Source organism: Duganella radicis (assembly GCF_009720825.1).
Lineage (GTDB): Bacteria > Pseudomonadota > Gammaproteobacteria > Burkholderiales > Burkholderiaceae_D > Rugamonas > Rugamonas radicis.
This window is the reverse complement of record NZ_WNKY01000012.1, coordinates 133,472-150,716: the sequence shown is the minus strand read 5'-3', so window position 1 is coordinate 150,716 and position 17,245 is coordinate 133,472. Positions and strand designations below refer to the sequence as shown.

Below are 17,245 nucleotides of genomic sequence, written 5' to 3'. Positions count from 1 at the left end.
ATCCCGCCCGTACAAAAAGCAACGGACGGCCAGGCTGACGCCTGCCGTCCGTTGTTGCGGAAAAAAAACCGCTTAGTTTGGTGTCGGGTTAGGAATGTTCACCGGGATCGAGGAATTGAGGTTCTTGCCGTTGCCCAGCTGGCCGTCAGTATTGCGGCCCCAGGTCCACAGCGAGTTGTCGGCCTTCAGGCCGGTGCTGTGGCCGTCGCCAGCGCTGATCGCCACCCAGGTGCGGTCCAGGCCGATCTGGCGTGGCGAAATCGCGTCGTCGGTGCCGGTGCCGTCGCCCAGCTGGCCGTCGAGGTTGGCGCCCCAGGCCCACAGCGTGCCGTCCTTGCGCACCGCCAGGGTGTGCAGGCCGCCGGCCGAGACCAGGTTCCAGTCCGAGTCCGGGCTGATCTGGCGTGGCGCGGTCACGGTGCCGCCGGTGGTGTTGTTGCCCAGCTGGCCGTTGCTGTTGCCGCCCCAGCCCCACAGGGTGCCGGTGGTGGCGATCGCCATCGAGTGGCTGGCGCCGGCCGACACCAGGTTATAGGTGGCGGTGCCGATCTTGGCCGGGGTCGAGACCGGGGTCGAGCCGCTGGTGGCGTTGCCCAGCTGGCCGTTGGTGTTGTCGCCCCAGGTCCACAGCGTGCCATCCTTCTGGATGCCCATCGAGTGGGTGCCGCCGGCGGCAAACCCGATCCACACGGCGGTGTTGGTCTTGTCGGTGCCGCCCACCTTGACCGGTTCCTGGCGGCCCAGCAGGGTGGTGTCGCCCAGCTGGCCTTCGCTGTTGCGGCCCCAGGCCCACAGCGTGCCGTCGGCCTTCAGGGCCAGCACGTGGTACTTGCCGGCCGAGACCGATACCCAGGTGGCGTCGGTGCCGACCTGTTTCGGCACCGAGGAGTTGATCAGGTTTTTCTGGCCCAGCTGGCCGTTGTTGTTCAGGCCCCAGGCCCACATGGTGCCGCCGGTGGTGGTGCTGCCGGTGCCGGCGCGGATGCCGACCGCGAACTGGTCGCCCACCGCCACCTGTTTCCAGGCGGTGGTGCCGGCGCCGTTGTTGACCGCGACCGGAGCGTTGCGGGCCAGGTTGCTGTTATCGCCCAGCTGGCCCCAGTTGTTCTGGCCCCAGGCGTACAGCTTGCCGTCGGCGCGGCGGGCGATGGTCTGGAAGCCGCCGGCCGACACCTGGGTCCAGGGCGCCGTCACGGCGATGGTGACCGAGCCCACCACGCTGTCCTGGGTGGCGGTGATGGTTTCCGAGCCGACCGCGATGCCGGTCACGCGGCCGGTGGCGCTGGCCACGGTGGCCACGGCGCTGCCGCCGCTCTTGGTGGCCCAGGCCAGGCCGCCGGCCACGGTCAGGGTCTTGGTGCTGCCGTCCGAATACGTGCCAGTGGCGGTCGCGTCCTGGAAGGTGCTGACCGGGATGGTGGTCGAGCCGATGGTGATGGCGATGCTTTTCAGGGTCGGCGTGGTGTTGGTCGAGCCGCTGTTACTGCTGCCGCCACCGCCGCCGCACGCCGCCAGCACGGCAAACAGCGGGGCCAGCAACAAAGATGAGAATTTAAAGTTTTTCATGATCTTCCAGTTCACAGAATAAGGTCTGCTGAGCGGCTAGTGTAACCGCGCGCCGCCGCGGCGCATCGCCCAAGCAGACCTGAATTATCCACGCATTTGCGCGGATAAGGAAATTTACAACATTTCCCCTGAGAACGTCGATCTCAACTTCTTTACTTCCGGCCGCGTGGCGCCGCCGCCCGGCCCGGATTGCCGCCCTTGGCGGGCGCCGGCGCCTTCTTGATCTTGATGGTGTCCAGGATCGATGGCTTGGCCTTGGTTTCCACCGTCTGGCGCGCGGTCAGCGAGCCGGTCAGGGCGTTGGCCTTGCCCCGTCCGCCCGCCATCGGCAGGCCCTTGCCGCCGCGCCTGTCCGCGCCCGGCGCCAGCATCGGCATCGCGCGCTTGCCCTGTGAGGCCTTGAAGTTCTCCTCGCCCGGCGTGTACGGCGGAATCAGGTGACGCTCGCCGGTGCCGATCAGGTCGCCCCGGCCCATGTTGCGCAAGGCTTCGCGCAGGATAGGCCAGTTCTTCGGATCGTAGTAGCGCAGGAAGGCCTTGTGCGCCTGGCGCTGCTTGAGGCTGCGCGGCGTGAACACTTCCTCCGAATCCTCGGTGACCTTGTGCAGCGGATTGCGGCGCGAGTGGTACATGGCGCTGGCCATGGCCATCGGCGTCGGCATGAAGGTCTGCACTTGGTCGAGGCGGAAATTGTTCTTCTTCAGCCACAGCGCCAGATTCAGCATGTCCTCGTCGGTGGCGCCCGGGTGGGCGGCGATGAAGTACGGAATCAGGTACTGCTTCTTGCCCGCTTCCAGCGAATACTTCTCGAACAGGGCCTTGAACTCGTCGTAGGCGCCGATGCCCGGCTTCATCATCTTGCTCAGCACATTGGATTCGGTGTGCTCGGGCGCGATCTTCAGCAGGCCGCCGACGTGGTGGGTCACCAGCTCCTTGACGTATTCGGGCGAACGCACCGCCAGGTCGTAGCGCAGGCCGGACTGGATCAGGATTTTCTTCACGCCCGGGATTTCACGGGCGCGGCGGTACAGCTTGATCAGCGGATTGTGGTTGGTGCCCAGGTTGACGCAGATCGACGGATACACGCACGACAGGCGGCGGCAGGTCTGCTCGATTTCCTTGTCCTTGCAGGACAGGCGGTACATATTCGCGGTCGGGCCGCCCAGGTCGGAGATGATGCCGGTGAAGCCCTTGGTCTTGTCGCGGATGTGCTCGATCTCGCGCAGGATGGACGGCTCGGAACGGCTCTGGATGATGCGGCCTTCGTGCTCGGTGATCGAGCAGAAGGTGCAGCCGCCGAAGCAGCCGCGCATGATGTTGACCGAGAAACGGATCATTTCCCATGCCGGGATATTGGCGTCGCCATAGCTCGGGTGCGGGGCGCGGGCGTAATTCATGTCGTAGACGTTGTCCATCTCGTCCATGGCCAGCGGCAGCGGCGGCGGGTTCATCCACACGTCGCGGTCGCCATGGCCCTGCACCAGCGCGCGCGCGTTGCCGGGATTGGATTCCAGGTGGAACACGCGCGAGGCGTGCGCGTACATCACCGGATCGCTGGACACGGTTTCAAACGACGGCAGGCGCACCACGGTCTTGTGGTGTTTTTCCAGCTCCATGGCGCGGCGTTCCTCGCGGCTCATGATGCGGATCGGCTTGTACTCGGACGGCGCCGGAATCGGCTCGGGCTCGGGCGCGGAAACCGGCCCGGCGGCGGCCTTGGTCGGCTCGACCATGGCCGGGTTCACTTCATCGGCCGGCTTGCCGTTCGGGTCGCTGCTGGTGGCGCAGGTCGGCGAGTTCGGTTCGACCATCAGGTAAGGGTCGACGTGCTTGTCGATCTTGCCCGGCGTATCGACGCGGGTGGAATTGTGCACGCCCCAGTCCTCGCCCGGCATCCAGCCGGCCGGCACCAGGAAGGCGGTGCCGCGCAGGTCGCGGATGGTCTTGATGTTCTCGCCATCGGCCATGCGTTTGGTCAGGTCGACCAGCGCGCGTTCGGCGTTACCGAAGATCAGCATGTCGGCCTTGGACTCGAACAGCACCGAGCGGCGCACCTTGTCCGACCAGTAATCGTAGTGGGCGATGCGGCGCAGCGAGGCTTCGATCGAGCCGATCACCACCGGCGTGCCGGGGAAGGCTTCGCGGCAGCGCTGGGCGTACACCGACACCGCGCGGTCCGGGCGCTTGTTCGGCTCGCCGTTTGGCGTGTAGGCGTCGTCCGAGCGCGGCTTGCGGTCCGCCGTGTAGCGGTTGACCATGGAGTCCATATTGCCGGCGGTGACGCCGTAGTACAGGCGCGGCTTGCCGAGCGTGCGGAAAGCGTCGGCCGATTGCCAGTCCGGCTGGGCGATGATGCCGACGCGGTAGCCTTGCGCTTCCAGCAGGCGGCCGACCAGGGCCATGCCGAAGCTCGGATGGTCGATGTAGGCGTCGCCGGTCACCAGGATGACATCGCACTGATCCCAGCCGAGGGTGTCCATCTCTTGACGGGACATCGGCAGGAAAGGCGCAACGGGAGCGCGTGCAGACCGCTTCGGGACGGCCGCAAATAAATTGGTAGGGGGATTCATGGGGCGGTATTGTACCGGAAATGCGTGCGCTACGCTCACCGCCAAATAAATTTTCTTTTACTATTCAATCACTTGCAAGAAATGATGTCAGTCTCGCATTGAATTGGGGTGGATCTTTGCTATAACGGAGGAGCGGCAGGACACTTCTGCCAGCAATCGCCGGTGTTTAAGTAACACTGGCCGCCCGGGGACCTGGCTTCCCCGGGTTTTTTATTGCCTTTTAAATACCCATGTTCGACAGGATGGTGCCCAGTTCACGCAAGGCCGGCTCCAGCTGCGGATGCTTGACGGCGAACTTGGCCGACAGCTCCTGCGAGCGCTCGGCCAGGCCATAGGTGGAGGTCTCACCGGGCGGCGCCTCGGTGCCGCGCTCCAGCAGCGCCTTGATGTCGCTGTCCAGCTGGAGCAGCAGCTCCTGCAATTCCTCGTCCACCGGGCCGGCTTGCGCCAGCCGTGCGTGCAGAGTCTTGAGCGATGCTTTCAGGTTGCCGTCCATGGTGAGTCCCCTGTCGTTTTGGCCTTTCGAGTATATCTTACTCGGTCAGGCCACGGCGCTCCAGCAGCGGTTGGATCTTGGCATCGCGGCCACGGAAGTTGCGGTACATCTGCATCGCGTCCAGCGTGCCGCCCTTCGACAGCAGCATTTTGCGGAAGTAGTCGCCGTTCTTGCGCAGCATGCCGCCGTTTTCGATGAACCATTCGACCGCGTCGGCATCCAGCTTCTCGGCCCACACGTAGCCGTAGTAGCCGGCCGAATAGCCGCCGGCGAAGGTGTGCGAGAAGTAGGTGGTGCGGTAGCGCGGCGGCACCGGCGCGTAATCGACGCCGGCCTCTTTCAGCGCGGCGGCCTCGAAGCCCAGCACGTCGGTCGGGATCTGGTTCACGCCCAGCTGGTGCCATTTCTGGTCCAGGATGGAGGCGGCCAGGTACTCGGTGGTGCGGAAGCCTTCGTTGAATTTCTTCGAGGCGATCACCTTGTCCAGCAATTCCTTCGGCATCGGCGCGCCGGTCTGGTAGTGTTTGGCGTAATTGGCCAATACTTCCGGCCATACCGACCACATCTCGTTGACCTGCGACGGGAACTCGACGTAGTCACGCGGCACACGGGTGCCGGAGAAGCGTGGGTATTTCACGTTGGAGAACATGCCATGCAGCGCGTGGCCGAACTCGTGGAACATGGTGCGCAGTTCGTCGTAGGTCAGCAGGGTCGGCTCGCCGTCGTTCGGCTTGGGAATGTTGAGGTGGTTCGCCACCACCGGACGGGTACCCATCAGCGACGATTGCGACACGTAGGCATTCATCCAGGCGCCGCCGCGCTTGTTGGAGCGGGCGTAGAAGTCGGCGATGAAGATGGCCAGCTGTTTGCCATCGGCATCGAACACGTCGAACACGCGCACGTCCGGGTTGTACACCGGCAGGTCCTTGCGCTCCTTGAACGACAGGCCGTACACCTTGTTCGCCGCAAAGAACACGCCGTTGGTCAGCACATTGTTGAGTTCAAAGTACGGACGCAGTTCGTTGGCGTCGAAGTTGAAGCGCTCGGCCTTCACCTTGTCGCTGTAGAAGGACCAGTCCTGCGCGGCCAGCTGGAAGCCGCCGTTTTCCTTGTCGATCACCTTCTGGATTTCGGCGCCTTCCTTCCTGGCGTTGGCCACCGCGGGGCGGGTCAGCTCGGCGAGGATTTTGTTGACGGACCCGGTGTCGTGCGCGGTCTGGTCGGCCAGCGCGTAGGCGGCATAGTTAGGATAGCCCATCAGCGCGGCCTTCTCGGCGCGCAGCTTGACCAGCGACAGCACCACTTGCGTGTTGTCGAATTTGCCGCCATGGCTGCCGCGCGCCAGCGACAGCGCCATCAGCTTTTCGCGCACGGCGCGGTTGGTCAGCACGGCCAGATTGGCCTGGCCGGTGGTGTTCACCACCGGGATCAGGAATTTGCCGTCCATGCCCTTGGCCTTGGCGGCGGCAGCGGCGGCGTCGATCGCCTTGTCCGACATGCCGGCCAGTTCCTCGCGGGTGTCGACCACCAGCGCCGAGGCGTTGGCCTCTTCCAGCACGTTCTGGGCAAAGGTGGTTTGCAGCTTGGCCAGTTCGCCGTTCATGGCTTTCAGTTTGGCCTTGTCGGCATCCGACAGCTGGGCGCCGGCGCGCACGAAGTCAGTGTGGTAGCGTTCCAGCAGGTACTTGGATTCGGCATCCAGGTGCAGCTTGTCGCGCTTGTCGTACAGCGACTTGATGCGGGCGTACAGCTTGCCGTTCAGGCGGATGGCGTCGTTGTGTGCCGCCAGCTTGGGCGACAGCTCGCGCTCCAGCGCCTTGAAGGTGTCATTGGTGTTGGCGCCGGACAGGCTGTAGAACACGGTCGATACGCGGTTCAGCAGCTGGCCGCCTTTTTCCATGGCGACGATGGTGTTGTCGAAGGTGGCCGGCTTCTTGTTGTTGGCGATGGCGTCGATTTCGGCGGCTTGCTGGCGCATGCCTTCTTCAAATGCCGGTGCGTAGTCTTCGTTCTTGATCTTGTCGAAAGCCGGATAGCCGAACGGCAGGGTGCTTGGCTTGGCGAACGGGTTCGATGCCGGCAGCAGCGAGGCCGGTTCCGCGTGGGCGAGGCTGAAAACAGCCGCCACGCTGGCGGCGATGATGAGGTTGGTGTGGTTCATGCGGTTATCCTTATAAACTGTTTATATTATTTCAGGCCACGACGGTCCAGCAGCGGCTCGATGACAGGATCGCGGCCACGGAAGTTGCGGAACAAATTCATCGCATCGTCGGTACCGCCGCGCGACAGCAACTTGGCGCGGAACCAGTCGCCGTTCTTGCGTTGCAGGCCGCCGTTTTCCTTGAACCATTCGACCGTGTCGGCATCCAGCTTCTCGGACCACAGGTAGGCGTAGTAGCCCGCCGAGTAGCCGCCGGAGAAGCTGTGCGAGAAGTAGGTGGTGCGGTAGCGCGGCGGCACCGGCGCGAAGTCCACGCCCATGTCCTTCAGCGACTGCGCTTCAAAGGCCAATACATCGGTCGGGATTTGCGCCGGCGTCAGCTGGTGCCAGCGCTGGTCCAGCAGCGAGGCCGCCAGGTATTCGGTGGTCATGAAGCCTTGGTTGAATTTCTTCGATGCGATCACCTTGTCCAGCAGCTCCTTCGGCATTGGCGCCCCGGTCTTGTAATGCTTCGCGTAATTGGCCAGTACTTCCGGCCATACCGCCCACATCTCGTTCACTTGCGATGGATATTCGACGAAGTCGCGCGGCACGCTGGTGCCGGAGAAGCGCGGGTACTTCACGTTGGAGAACATGCCGTGCAGCGCGTGGCCGAATTCGTGGAAGGCGGTCTTCACCTCATCGTAGGTCAGCAGCGTCGGCTCGCCGGCCGGTGGCTTCGGAATATTCAGGTGATTCGCCACCACCGAGTGATTGCCCAGCAGCGCCGACTGCGACACGTACTCGTTCATCCACGCGCCACCCTGCTTGTTGGAACGGGCGTACATATCGGCGATGAAGATGGCCAGCTGCTTGCCGTCGGCGTCGAACACATCGAACACGCGCACGTCGGGGTTGTAAACCGGCAGATCCTTGCGCTCCTTGAAGCTCAGGCCATACAGCTTGTTGGCTGCGTAGAACACGCCGTTGACCAGCACATTATCCAGCTCGAAATAGGGCTTGAGCTGGTTCTCGTCGAAGGCGAAGCGCTGCGCACGCACCTTGTCGGTGTAATAGGCCCAGTCGGCGGCGCCGATCTGGAAGCCGCCTTTTTCCGCATCCACCACGGCTTGCAGATCGGCCGCTTCCTTCCTGGCGTTGTTGACGGCCGGCTTGGCCAGTTCGCCCAGCAGCTTGTTGACCGAGGCGGTATCGTGCGCGGTCTGGTCTTCCAGCGAGTAGGCGGCGTAGTTGGCGTAGCCCAGCAGGGCGGCTTTCTCGGCGCGGGCCTTGGCGATTTTCAGCACCAGCTCGCGGCTGTCGAATTCGCCGCCATGGCTGCCGCGCGCCAGCGACAGCGCCATCAGCTTCTCGCGGGTGGCGCGGTTGGTCAGATCGGCCAATGGCGGCTGACCGGAGGTGTTGACCACCGCCACCAGGAACTTGCCGTCCAGGCCCTTGGCCTTGGCGGCAGCGGCTGCGGCGTCGATGGCGGCATCGCTCATGCCAGCCAGTTCGGCGCGGCTGTCCACCACCAGCGACGAGGCGTTGGTTTCCTTCAGTACGTTCTGGGTGAAGGCGGTTTGCAGCTTGGCGATGTCGCCGTTGATGGCTTTCAGCTTTTCCTTGTCGGCGGCGGACAGCTTGGCGCCGGCGCGCACGAAGTCGGTGTGATAGCGTTCCAGCAGGTGTTTGGATTCCGCATCCAGCTTGAGCGCATCGCGCTTTTCGTACAGCGCATTCACGCGCGCCCACAGTTTCGGATTCAGATAAATGGCGTCATTGTGCGCGGCCAGCTTGGGCGACATTTCGCTGTCGACGGCATCCAGCTTGTCGTTGGTGTTGGCGCCTTGCAGATTGTAGAACACGGTCTGCACGCGGATCAGCAGCGCGCCGGATTTTTCCATCGCCACGATGGTGTTGTCGAAGGTGGGGGCGGCCTTGTTATTGGCGATGGCCTCGATTTCCTTCAGCTGCTGGCGCATGCCTTCGTTGAAGGCCGGAATGAAGTGCTCGTCCTTGATCTTGTCGAACGCCGGATAGTGGAACGGCAGGCTGCTGGCGGTGGCCAGCGGATTGCCGGCCAAGGCGGCGGCCGGTGCCGCCAGGACGGTTTGCGAAAACGCCACGCCAAGCGCAGCGGCAATGACAAGCATGTAAGGACGGTTCATAAGGCTTCTTTCTCAATAGAAGCCGACGATCATAGCAGGGGAATTAAGCGGGAGTCACCCGCAAACCATGCTGCACTGCAATTGATCGGAAACCGCCGTGGTTTTCCAAACATTGCTTGGCGAAACTGGTATTTGAGCGTGAGATACTGGACGAGCCAGCAATTTCACCGTGGAAACGCACGCCCGGACAACACCGTCAGCTCACTCAGGATTTGTAACGTGATTCGATGCGGCGGTCTGGCAGGAACCAGATCACCGCCACCAGCACGTAGACGCCAAAGCCCAGCAGCGGATAAACGAAGGACAGGCAGACGCCGACCAGATACATCAGCATCGAGATCTTGCCCTTGCGGTCGCTGCCGAGCGCAGCCTTCACCGCCTCGTTATTAGCCTCCAGGCAGCGCACCAGCAGCAGGTAGGCAAAGCTCGACATGAACAGCACGAAGCCGTAGCACGCCAGCGGCACCGCCGCGAGATGATGTTCGCCGATCCAGCTGGTCACGAACGGAATCAGCGACAGCCAGAACAGCAAATGCAGGTTCGCCCACAGCACGCCGCCGGTGGTCTTGGTCACGGCATGAATCAAATGATGATGGTTGTTCCAGTAGATGCCGACATAAATAAAGCTGAGCACATAACTCAGGAACACCGGCAACAGCGGCGCCAGCGCCTCAAACTCCGCCCCATGCGGCACCTTCAACTCCAGTACCATAATCGTGATAATGATCGCGATCACGCCATCGCTGAACGCTTCCAACCTGCCTTTGCCCATACCTGCTCCCATCAAAATTTCCGCAAGCTTAACTGACCTGCCTCAATTGTGCGAGCTATGCGACCACGGATTTCCGCATTCTGTTCGGCGTCAATCTGACCGCTGCCATCGGCACCTTCCTCATCTTCGTCAAAATGCAGGGCTGGTTCTGATTACAGCAGGATGACAGGCACACCAAGCTTTGGGCCGGCAGCTGCCATTTTGCGGTCCAAAGTGTAGACGGTAGATCCGTGCGCCGAGGCTATGGCCAAATGAAGACTGTCGTCGGTCCAGCTGCTAACCACCAGCATTCCGCCAGCGCTTAGCATGAATGCCTCGGCGGTTTGGCTATGTGGTTCAGGCGTCAGATAAGAAACCAGTACGCTGGTGTCGACATAGCGCATCAGTATCGCTCGCTATCCCGTAATCTGCGTATAAAATCGCCTGCCGATTCGGTTTGCATCGGTAGCCTTGCCCTTAGATCGGCAAGGCTGGGCAACTGCTGCAAGAGGCGTGGAGCCGCCATCCTTGCGACAGGATGCCCATCCAATGTGATGGTCACTTCTTCGCCTGCCGCAATCAGATCGATCAGCTTGTCCAGCTGCTTTTGTGCTTGCTCTAGCGTGACTGTCTTCATGATGGCCTCCCCGGTCTTTTGAGCTTAGCACTCTGACGCAGGAAGGACATGAGATTTGTCTACTCGCGGATTTCCGGTTCCACCAGCTGGGCCAGCAGAGTCAGTGATTCCTGCCAGCCGAGGTAGCAGGCCTCGGCCGGGATGACGGCGGGGATGCCTTCCTGCACCACGTGCATCTCCACGCCGCAGAACACTTCGCGCAAGGTGACGGTGGTTTGCATCCGGCCCGGCAGGTTGGGGTCGTCGAATTGCGCGGTGTAGCGCAGCTTGCGGCCCGGCTCCAGTTCCAGGTATTCGCCGCCGAACGAATGGCTGCCGCCGGTGGTGAAGTTGGTAAAAGACATGCGGTACTTGCCACCCACTTTGGCGTCCATTTCATGCACAGTGCCGAAAAAGCCATGCGGCGGCAGCCATTTGGCCAGCGCGTCCGGATGCAGGAAGGCCCGGTACACGCGGTCGGCAGTGGATTTCAGCACGCGATGCAGTTGTATGGTGTTGGTCGTCATGATCGATTCCCTTCAAAGAAGTCAGAGGACAGCCCTCTACATCCTACGACGAACCAAGGTACCGCAAATCGACAATCGCGGACAAGATGGACAGATTACTATTTTCACAATAAGATCATCCGCTCCAACACTATACATGCCCCCAATGCGCCTGCTCGTCCCGCTTCTGCTGACAATTTCCGCCCTCAATGCCACTCACGCCGCCGAGGCGCCCGTCAAAACGCCTGCCACCGTCGACTTCAAAACCTGCGACAAACCGGAATGGCCGAAAGAAGCCTTGCGCAAGGAACAAACCGGCACCGTCATGCTCGGTTTCCTGATTGGTGAAGAGGGCAAGGTCATCGATGCCGTCCTGTATCAGTCGAGCGGCTTCCCTCTGCTGGACGAGGCTGCCCTCAACGGCATCAAGCGTTGCCAGTTCATTCCGCGCAAGATCAATGGCGTGGGCATCAGCAGCTGGACCCGGATGCAATATGTGTGGGTGCTGGACACTCCGGAAAAAGTCAAACGCACCCTGGCCGACGCCGAAACCTACCGCACGGCCGCGCTGGCCGGCGACACCACGGCGTTGTATAAACTGGCCCGCATTTTCCGCGATGGCGTCGGCATCCAGCATGACAACGAGCATTACTCGAAACTGTTGCGCGGTGCTGCCGACCGCGGCAACGCGGAAGCCGAAGCTGAGCTGGCCAGCAACTACTTCTACGGGCAGGCTGGCATCAAGAAAGACACGGCGCAGGCACTGGCCTGGTATCAGCGCGCCGCCACCCACGGTCATGCTTACGCCCAGCTGCGTATCGCCAATGTCTACAACGCGCCTAAGGCCACGCCGGCCGAGCTGGCGCAGGCGGCTGACTGGTATCGCAAGGCCGCCGAGCAAGGAAATCAGGACGCGGCGTACAAGCTGGGCCTGCTGTATGAAAACGGACGCGGTGTCGCACAGGATTATGCCGAAGCAGCCGCCTGGTACCGCAAGGGAGCGGAAGGCGGCGATGCCGCCGCCAGCTATGGCCTCGGCACGCTCTACCTGCGCGGCCTGGGCGTCGAGCGTGATCCGGTCCAGGCGGCCACCTGGTTCAGCAAGGCCGCGGGCAAGCGCATGCCGTCGGCCGAGGCGGCATTGGCCAATTTGTATTTCACCGGATCGGGCATGCCGCAAAACGATGAGGAAGGCGTGAAGTACCTGCGCCGCGCGGCCATCGCCAGCAATCTCGGCGCCATGCGGCAGTTGGGACAAATGCTGTCGCAAGGCGACCATATGCTGGCCGACCCGGCCGAAGGCGCAGTCTGGCTGGACAAAGTGGCGCGTTTGAGCGGCCCGCTGACCGAAACCGAAGGCGACTGGTGAAGCACAGCTACGCTACACTTCGGTCTGGCTACGATCAACCTCGGGAATACGGAATGGAAAACTACGCGGAACTGCTGCAAACGCTCACGCAGCAGGAACAGGAATTGCAATTTACCGCGTTCAGCAGCGACACCGCGCTGACGCTGGGCCTCAAATTGGTGGAACTGGCCAGGGCCGGCAATAAAATCATCACGATTAACATCACCATCAATGGCAAGGTGCTGTTCCATCACGCCATGCAGGGCGCCTCGGCCGACCAGGCCGACTGGATACGCCGCAAGAACAATGTGGTGGCGCGCTTTGGCCGCTGCTCGTTCTACGTCGGCATCGACCACAAGCATCGCGGCGTGGTGTTTGAAGAGATCAAGTATCTCGATCCGAAGGACCACGCGGCCAACGGCGGCGCCTTCCCGATTACGCTGAAAGGCACCGGCATCGTCGGCACCGTCACCGTCTCCGGCCTGCGCCAGGCCGAAGACCATGCGCTGGTGGTGGAAGCCCTGCGCGCCGTGCTGGCGTAATCAATAATGCGGCGGGCGCTCGTGCGGCAGCTGGGCGCCGCCGCCGTTGTTTTGCGCCAGGGTGCGCACGTGCTGGACCAGCGAGGCGCACATCTGCTCCAGCTTGTCGATCTGCTGTTGCTGCTGGTGGATGCGCTGGCTCAGCGAGTCCACCATGTCCTCGGCATACGCCAGCTTGATTTCAATGTCGATGAAGCGGTCTTCGGTATTGCTCACGGTCTTACTCCTGCCTGAAAGCAGGCATTGTACCGCCCTTACTTGAGGTAGACCCCGCCGCACACCACCATGTCGTCCTCGGGCACGCAATACATGGTCTTGGGCTCGATCTTGCCGCTGACCGGGTTGGTGAATTTGTAGTCCTGCCAGAACGGCTTGTTTTTCTTGGCCAGCTCGATCCGTTCCTTGATGAAGTACTTGCCGTCGACGTCCTTGATCTCCATCAGGTTCTTGCCGATCATCTTGCCGTTGGCGCCGTGCGCGCGCACCATGCCGTCCAGGCCGTACACCACCAGGTACAGGTCGCGGTCGGTAAATTGGCCGTCCTTCTTGCTGACTTCGGCATACAGCTTGTCCTTGCCATTGCCTTTCAGGTACTTGAGTGCCTTGCCCACCATGGCCTCGGCCTCGGGCTTGGTGACCACCTCCTCCGCCCGCGCCGCCGGCAGCAGGGCACAGGTCAACACGAAAGCAGCCAGAATTTGCACACGCATCATCATCTCCATCGGTAACGGGCAGGATCGCCCGCTTTGATGCTAGCACAGCCTAGGTCTTCGGTGTCGCTAAAAGTTCCTTCATCCGTGCCAGCCGCTCCTTGGGCGTCAGCACCTCGGACTCCATCGGCGGCGCCGTGCCCTCGTCCAGCTTCATCTCCTTGATGAAGCGCGACGGATCGCAGTGCACCTGCTCGCCGGCGCGCTTGCGCTTCTTGCACCAGGTGATGTGCAAGGTGCGCTGCGCGCGCGTGATGCCGACGTACATCAGGCGCCGCTCTTCCTGCACCCGCGCGGCGATCGATTCGGCCGGCGCATCGGCGTCGCCCTTGTGCGGCAGGATGCCTTCCTCGCAACCGACCAGGAACACGTGCGGATACTCCAGCCCCTTGGACGCGTGCAGGGTCGACATGCGCACCGCGTCGGGGTCCTCGTCCTGCCCTTCCAGCATGGACATCAGCGCCACCATCTGGGTCAGCTCCAGCACGTTCTTTTCCTCGCCGTCGCGGTCCTTGCCGCCACGCCCGCGGTCCTTCAGCCAGTTGACGAATTCCAGCACGTTCTGCCACTTGCTCTGGGCCGCGCGCTCGTCGAACATATCGTATAAAAAGTTTTCGTAGTTGATGGCTTCCAGCATGTCATCCAGCACCTGCGCCGCGTTGTCGCCGCTGCCCGACGGGCCAGGACGGCTGGCGCGCGATTCCAGGTTGTTGATGAAGTTGCAGAAGTCGCGCAGCGGATTGAGCTGGCGGTCTTGCAGCAAGCCTTCGATGCCGCCCTTGAACACCGCCTCGAACAGCGAGCAATTCCACTGGGCCGAGAAAGTGCCCAGCGTTTCCAGCGTCGACTGGCCGACGCCACGGCGCGGCGTGGTCACGGCGCGGATGAAGGCCGGATCGTCGTCGGTGTTGGCCAGCAGGCGCAGGTAGCTGATGATGTCCTTGATTTCCGCCTTGTCGAAGAAGGACTGGCCTCCGGAAATGGTGTACGGGATGCGCTCCTTGCGCAGCGCCTGCTCGATGATGCGCGCCTGATGGTTGCCGCGATACAGGATCGCGTAATCGGACCACTTGTTCTTGCGCGTGAAGTGGTCGACCGAGATCAGCATGGCCACCTGATCGGCCTCGGCGTCGTCGGTCGGCATCGAGGTCACCTGGATCGGCTCGCCCAGGCCGTGTTCCGACCACAGCGACTTCTCGAACAGCTTGGGATTGTTGCCGATCACCGCGTTGGCCGCTTGCAGGATGCGCGTGGTGGAGCGGTAGTTCTGCTCCAGCTTGATCACTTCCAGATCGGGGAAATCGGTTTGCAGGGTCTTCAGATTTTCCACCGAGGCGCCGCGCCAGGCGTAGATGGCCTGGTCGTCGTCGCCCACGGCGGTAAACATCGGCTTCTTGCCGATGCCGGTCACCATCAGCTTGACCAGTTCGTACTGGCAGGTGTTGGTGTCCTGGTACTCGTCCATCAGCAGGTAGCGCAGGCGGCGCTGCCACTTGTCGCGCACGTTCTCGTGGTTGCGGAACAATTCCACCGGCAGGCGGATCAAATCGTCAAAGTCCACCGCCTGATAGGCCGACAGGGTGGCGACGTAGCTGGCGTAGACGCGCGCCGATTGCGCCTGGTCCTCGTCCTTGGCCTGGTTGAGCGCCTGCACCGGATCGATCAGGCGGTTCTTCCACAGCGAGATATCGGTCTGGATGCGCCGCACCACCTGCTTGTCGGTGGTGATGGCCATGTCCTGGATCAGCGAGCCGCAGTCGTCGCTGTCCATGATGGAAAAACGGTCCTTGAGGCCCAGTTCGTTGCACTCCTGGCGCAAAATCTTCACGCCCAGCGAGTGGAAGGTGGACACGGTCAGCTGCTTGGCCTGTTTCGGCTGCTTGAGCAGCTTGCCGATCCGTTCCTGCATTTCCAGCGCTGCCTTGTTGGTGAAGGTCAGGGCGGCGATGGTGCGCGGATCGTAGCCGCGGTCCTCGATCAGGTGGGCGATTTTCTGCGTGATCACGCGGGTTTTGCCCGAGCCGGCGCCGGCCAGCACCAGGCATGGCCCGTCGAGATAGGTGACAGCCTGGCTCTGCGGCAAATTGAGGCCGAATACTGGAACTTTGGTGGACATAGCCCCACATTGTATCAGTCGCCGGGGCCGCTACTGACGTGCCGCATGAAGCGTCTGTGACATTTGCGTTACCATGCGGTGATCCAGGCCCCGGCCTAACCTTACATTGGTTGCAATCATGAAATTTGAACATTTAATCGAAGTCAACGACCCGCTCAATCCCCTGATTGACGCCCTCACCGTGCAGCAAGTCTGGCGCGGCCTGGTGCTGCGCGCCGAGTCGCCCAAGCTGTTCGTGCCGCACCTGGACGAGAGCACCATCGACCAGCGCACCGACAGCGGCTTCCGCCGCCGCCTGCGCTACGGCGAGCTGGTGGTGGAGGACACGGTGGAACTGGAACCGATGCGCAGCGTGCGCTACCGCGTGGCCGCGCAGCAGGACATCGCCGAATCCAGCCTGACCATGACCATCGAGACGCCGACCGAGGACACCCTGTTCGTGCGCTTCCAGTACGAGGACAGCCACGACGCCGCCACCGACGAGGCCAACGCCATGTACGACGAATTCCGCCGCTCGGCCTACGTGGAATCGGACATCGACACCATCGGCATGCTGCGCGAGCTGGCGCAGCAGGGCCGCCTGGACGCCCTGCTGAACTAAGTCACCGCCGCCCGCCCCCATACCTGCGCCATGCGCAGCGGCGGGACCTCCAGCGCCGCCACCTGGGCGTTGGTCAGCACTTCGCGGATGGCGTGCAGGGCGTGGCGGGTATCGCGTTGCAGGAACACCTCCAGCGGCGCGCCGCGCGGCCCGATCACCGACTCCACATGCGGCGTGGTCGATTGCAGGCCGCGCCGCGACACCACGCCCACCTCGCCATTCAGCATGCGCACGTAGGTGCCGATCGGGTAGATGCCCAGTTCCTTGATCACCAGCGACACCAGATTGGTGTCCAGCGTGGTGCGCGCCTCCAGCAGCATGTCGCGCAGGGCGCCGTGGGCCGCCATGGTGGGACGGTAGCCGCGCTCCGACACGCGGGCGCAATAGCGGTCGGCCAGCGCCACCAGCTTGGACAGCAGCGGAATCTGTGCCCCCACCTTGCCATGCGGGTAGCCGGTGCCGTCCTCGTTTTCGTGATGATGCAGCACGCAGTGCAGCCAGGCCTCGTCGTTGACGCCGGCCGCGCGCAGCAGGCGCACGCTGGCTTCCGGATGCGCCAGCTTGCGGGCGTGGTCGGCCGGGTCCAGCGCGGCGTGGCTGTCGTGCCAGCGCTGGTGGTGTTCCAGCATGCCGGCGTTCATGGTCAGCGCCGCCAGCGTCACCGTCATGACGTCGTTGCGCGAGCGCTGGCGGGCACGCGCCAGCAGCACCGCGATGATCGCCGTGTTGACGCTGTGGCGCGCCGCGTAGGGCGCCTGCGCCTGATTGTGCAGGATGCTGGCGGTGGCGATGTCGGCGTTGAGATCGACGGCGGCGTGCACCATCAGGGCGATCTCGTCCAGCTTGCGGCGGAAATCCGGCGGCGCGACACCCTGCGAGGCCGCTTGCAGCAGCGTATGCAGTTCCAGATAGGCGGCATTCAGCTTGCGCAGCACGGAGGGCGGGTCCGCCAGCACCGAGCGCGGCTCGCCATCCTCAAACACGCCGCGCTCGACCAGATACGCAATCTGGTTGGCGCTGGCGATCATATGTCCCTTGCGGACCAGCAAAGCACCGTTTTCACCATACACATCCCACGGTAGCAGCATACCCAACTCTAAATCTGCTGCTGT

At 62.8% G+C, this 17,245-nt stretch carries 16 protein-coding genes; 3 read left to right on the top strand and 13 right to left on the bottom strand.

All coding sequences use genetic code 11. The features are described 5' to 3' along the window. Window positions 1-72 precede the first annotated feature (72 nt). The 9 genes from GM676_RS13630 to GM676_RS13590 all read right to left on the bottom strand — a co-directional run bounded on the left by GM676_RS13630 (window position 73) and on the right by GM676_RS13590 (window position 10,837). Entirely contained in the window at window positions 73-1,566 is a 1,494-nt protein-coding gene (locus GM676_RS13630) for an RCC1 domain-containing protein (RefSeq protein WP_155464143.1), read from the bottom strand. Between the two features lie 152 nt (window positions 1,567-1,718). Continuing rightward, a complete protein-coding gene (locus GM676_RS13625; RefSeq protein ID WP_155464142.1) occupies window positions 1,719-4,136 on the bottom strand; it encodes a YgiQ family radical SAM protein in 2,418 nt (805 codons plus the stop codon). Window positions 4,137-4,356: 220 nt separating this feature from the next. After that, a complete protein-coding gene (locus GM676_RS13620) occupies window positions 4,357-4,632 on the bottom strand; it encodes a DUF4404 family protein (protein ID WP_155464141.1) in 276 nt (91 codons plus the stop codon). 37 nt (window positions 4,633-4,669) lie between these two features. Continuing rightward, the gene (locus GM676_RS13615; RefSeq protein ID WP_155464140.1) at window positions 4,670-6,793 is read right to left on the bottom strand and encodes a M3 family metallopeptidase; all 2,124 of its coding nucleotides are present in this window, start codon (window positions 6,791-6,793) and stop codon (window positions 4,670-4,672) included. A gap of 26 nt (window positions 6,794-6,819) precedes the next feature. Then, a complete protein-coding gene (locus GM676_RS13610; protein ID WP_229262669.1) occupies window positions 6,820-8,943 on the bottom strand; it encodes a M3 family metallopeptidase in 2,124 nt (707 codons plus the stop codon). 205 nt (window positions 8,944-9,148) lie between these two features. Further along, window positions 9,149-9,715: a TMEM175 family protein gene (locus tag GM676_RS13605; RefSeq protein ID WP_155464139.1), complete on the bottom strand. Its 567-nt coding sequence runs from the start codon at window positions 9,713-9,715 to the stop codon at window positions 9,149-9,151. 152 nt (window positions 9,716-9,867) lie between these two features. Beyond that, on the bottom strand, window positions 9,868-10,098 hold the full coding sequence (locus GM676_RS31830) for a PIN domain-containing protein (RefSeq protein WP_211923223.1): 231 nt from the start codon (window positions 10,096-10,098) through the stop codon (window positions 9,868-9,870). Then, entirely contained in the window at window positions 10,098-10,331 is a 234-nt protein-coding gene (locus GM676_RS13595; RefSeq protein ID WP_155464138.1) for a type II toxin-antitoxin system Phd/YefM family antitoxin, read from the bottom strand. The genes GM676_RS31830 and GM676_RS13595 overlap by 1 nt, the downstream gene beginning before the upstream one ends. A 59-nt stretch (window positions 10,332-10,390) precedes the next feature. After that, window positions 10,391-10,837, bottom strand: coding sequence for an SRPBCC family protein (locus tag GM676_RS13590; protein WP_155464137.1), 447 nt, complete (start codon window positions 10,835-10,837; stop codon window positions 10,391-10,393). Window positions 10,838-10,982: 145 nt separating this feature from the next. Between GM676_RS13590 and GM676_RS13585 the strand changes: the two genes are divergently transcribed. Both GM676_RS13585 and GM676_RS13580 read left to right on the top strand, forming a co-directional pair. Further along, entirely contained in the window at window positions 10,983-12,185 is a 1,203-nt protein-coding gene (locus tag GM676_RS13585; RefSeq protein WP_170304291.1) for a TonB family protein, read from the top strand. Window positions 12,186-12,238: 53 nt separating this feature from the next. Beyond that, window positions 12,239-12,706: a heme-degrading domain-containing protein gene (locus GM676_RS13580; RefSeq protein WP_155464135.1), complete on the top strand. Its 468-nt coding sequence runs from the start codon at window positions 12,239-12,241 to the stop codon at window positions 12,704-12,706. Here the strand turns inward: GM676_RS13580 and GM676_RS13575 are convergent, their stop codons facing one another. The 3 genes from GM676_RS13575 to GM676_RS13565 are packed head-to-tail and all read right to left on the bottom strand — an operon-like array spanning window position 12,707 to window position 15,532. Further along, window positions 12,707-12,922: a SlyX family protein gene (locus tag GM676_RS13575; RefSeq protein ID WP_371866227.1), complete on the bottom strand. Its 216-nt coding sequence runs from the start codon at window positions 12,920-12,922 to the stop codon at window positions 12,707-12,709. 38 nt (window positions 12,923-12,960) lie between these two features. Continuing rightward, window positions 12,961-13,416 (bottom strand): cache domain-containing protein, encoded by a 456-nt coding sequence (locus tag GM676_RS13570; protein ID WP_155464134.1) that lies wholly within the window; start codon window positions 13,414-13,416, stop codon window positions 12,961-12,963. A 52-nt stretch (window positions 13,417-13,468) separates the two neighbouring features. Then, window positions 13,469-15,532 carry a UvrD-helicase domain-containing protein gene (locus tag GM676_RS13565; protein WP_155464133.1) on the bottom strand — a complete coding sequence of 688 codons (2,064 nt, stop codon included), beginning with the start codon at window positions 15,530-15,532 and terminating at the stop codon, window positions 13,469-13,471. 118 nt (window positions 15,533-15,650) lie between these two features. Between GM676_RS13565 and GM676_RS13560 the strand changes: the two genes are divergently transcribed. Continuing rightward, the gene (locus GM676_RS13560) at window positions 15,651-16,133 is read left to right on the top strand and encodes an SRPBCC family protein (RefSeq protein WP_155464132.1); all 483 of its coding nucleotides are present in this window, start codon (window positions 15,651-15,653) and stop codon (window positions 16,131-16,133) included. On the opposite strand, the gene GM676_RS13555 is transcribed toward GM676_RS13560, so the two are convergent. Continuing rightward, window positions 16,130-17,221, bottom strand: a complete 1,092-nt coding sequence (locus GM676_RS13555; RefSeq protein ID WP_155464131.1) for an HD-GYP domain-containing protein — start codon at window positions 17,219-17,221, stop codon at window positions 16,130-16,132. The genes GM676_RS13560 and GM676_RS13555 overlap by 4 nt on opposite strands. Between the last annotated feature and the right edge of the window lie 24 nt (window positions 17,222-17,245).

Coding starts and splice junctions, on each gene's coding strand:
- GM676_RS13560 (WP_155464132.1), top strand. CDS start 15,651: ATGAAATTTGAACATTTAATCGAAGTCAACGACCCGCTCAATCCCCTG.
- GM676_RS13590 (WP_155464137.1), bottom strand. CDS start 10,837: ATGACGACCAACACCATACAACTGCATCGCGTGCTGAAATCCACTGCC.
- GM676_RS31830 (WP_211923223.1), bottom strand. CDS start 10,098: ATGCGCTATGTCGACACCAGCGTACTGGTTTCTTATCTGACGCCTGAA.
- GM676_RS13630 (WP_155464143.1), bottom strand. CDS start 1,566: ATGAAAAACTTTAAATTCTCATCTTTGTTGCTGGCCCCGCTGTTTGCC.
- GM676_RS13605 (WP_155464139.1), bottom strand. CDS start 9,715: ATGGGCAAAGGCAGGTTGGAAGCGTTCAGCGATGGCGTGATCGCGATC.
- GM676_RS13585 (WP_170304291.1), top strand. CDS start 10,983: ATGCGCCTGCTCGTCCCGCTTCTGCTGACAATTTCCGCCCTCAATGCC.
- GM676_RS13555 (WP_155464131.1), bottom strand. CDS start 17,221: ATGCTGCTACCGTGGGATGTGTATGGTGAAAACGGTGCTTTGCTGGTC.
- GM676_RS13615 (WP_155464140.1), bottom strand. CDS start 6,793: ATGAACCACACCAACCTCATCATCGCCGCCAGCGTGGCGGCTGTTTTC.
- GM676_RS13565 (WP_155464133.1), bottom strand. CDS start 15,532: ATGTCCACCAAAGTTCCAGTATTCGGCCTCAATTTGCCGCAGAGCCAG.
- GM676_RS13570 (WP_155464134.1), bottom strand. CDS start 13,416: ATGCGTGTGCAAATTCTGGCTGCTTTCGTGTTGACCTGTGCCCTGCTG.
- GM676_RS13595 (WP_155464138.1), bottom strand. CDS start 10,331: ATGAAGACAGTCACGCTAGAGCAAGCACAAAAGCAGCTGGACAAGCTG.
- GM676_RS13620 (WP_155464141.1), bottom strand. CDS start 4,632: ATGGACGGCAACCTGAAAGCATCGCTCAAGACTCTGCACGCACGGCTG.
- GM676_RS13610 (WP_229262669.1), bottom strand. CDS start 8,943: ATGAACCGTCCTTACATGCTTGTCATTGCCGCTGCGCTTGGCGTGGCG.
- GM676_RS13580 (WP_155464135.1), top strand. CDS start 12,239: ATGGAAAACTACGCGGAACTGCTGCAAACGCTCACGCAGCAGGAACAG.
- GM676_RS13625 (WP_155464142.1), bottom strand. CDS start 4,136: ATGAATCCCCCTACCAATTTATTTGCGGCCGTCCCGAAGCGGTCTGCA.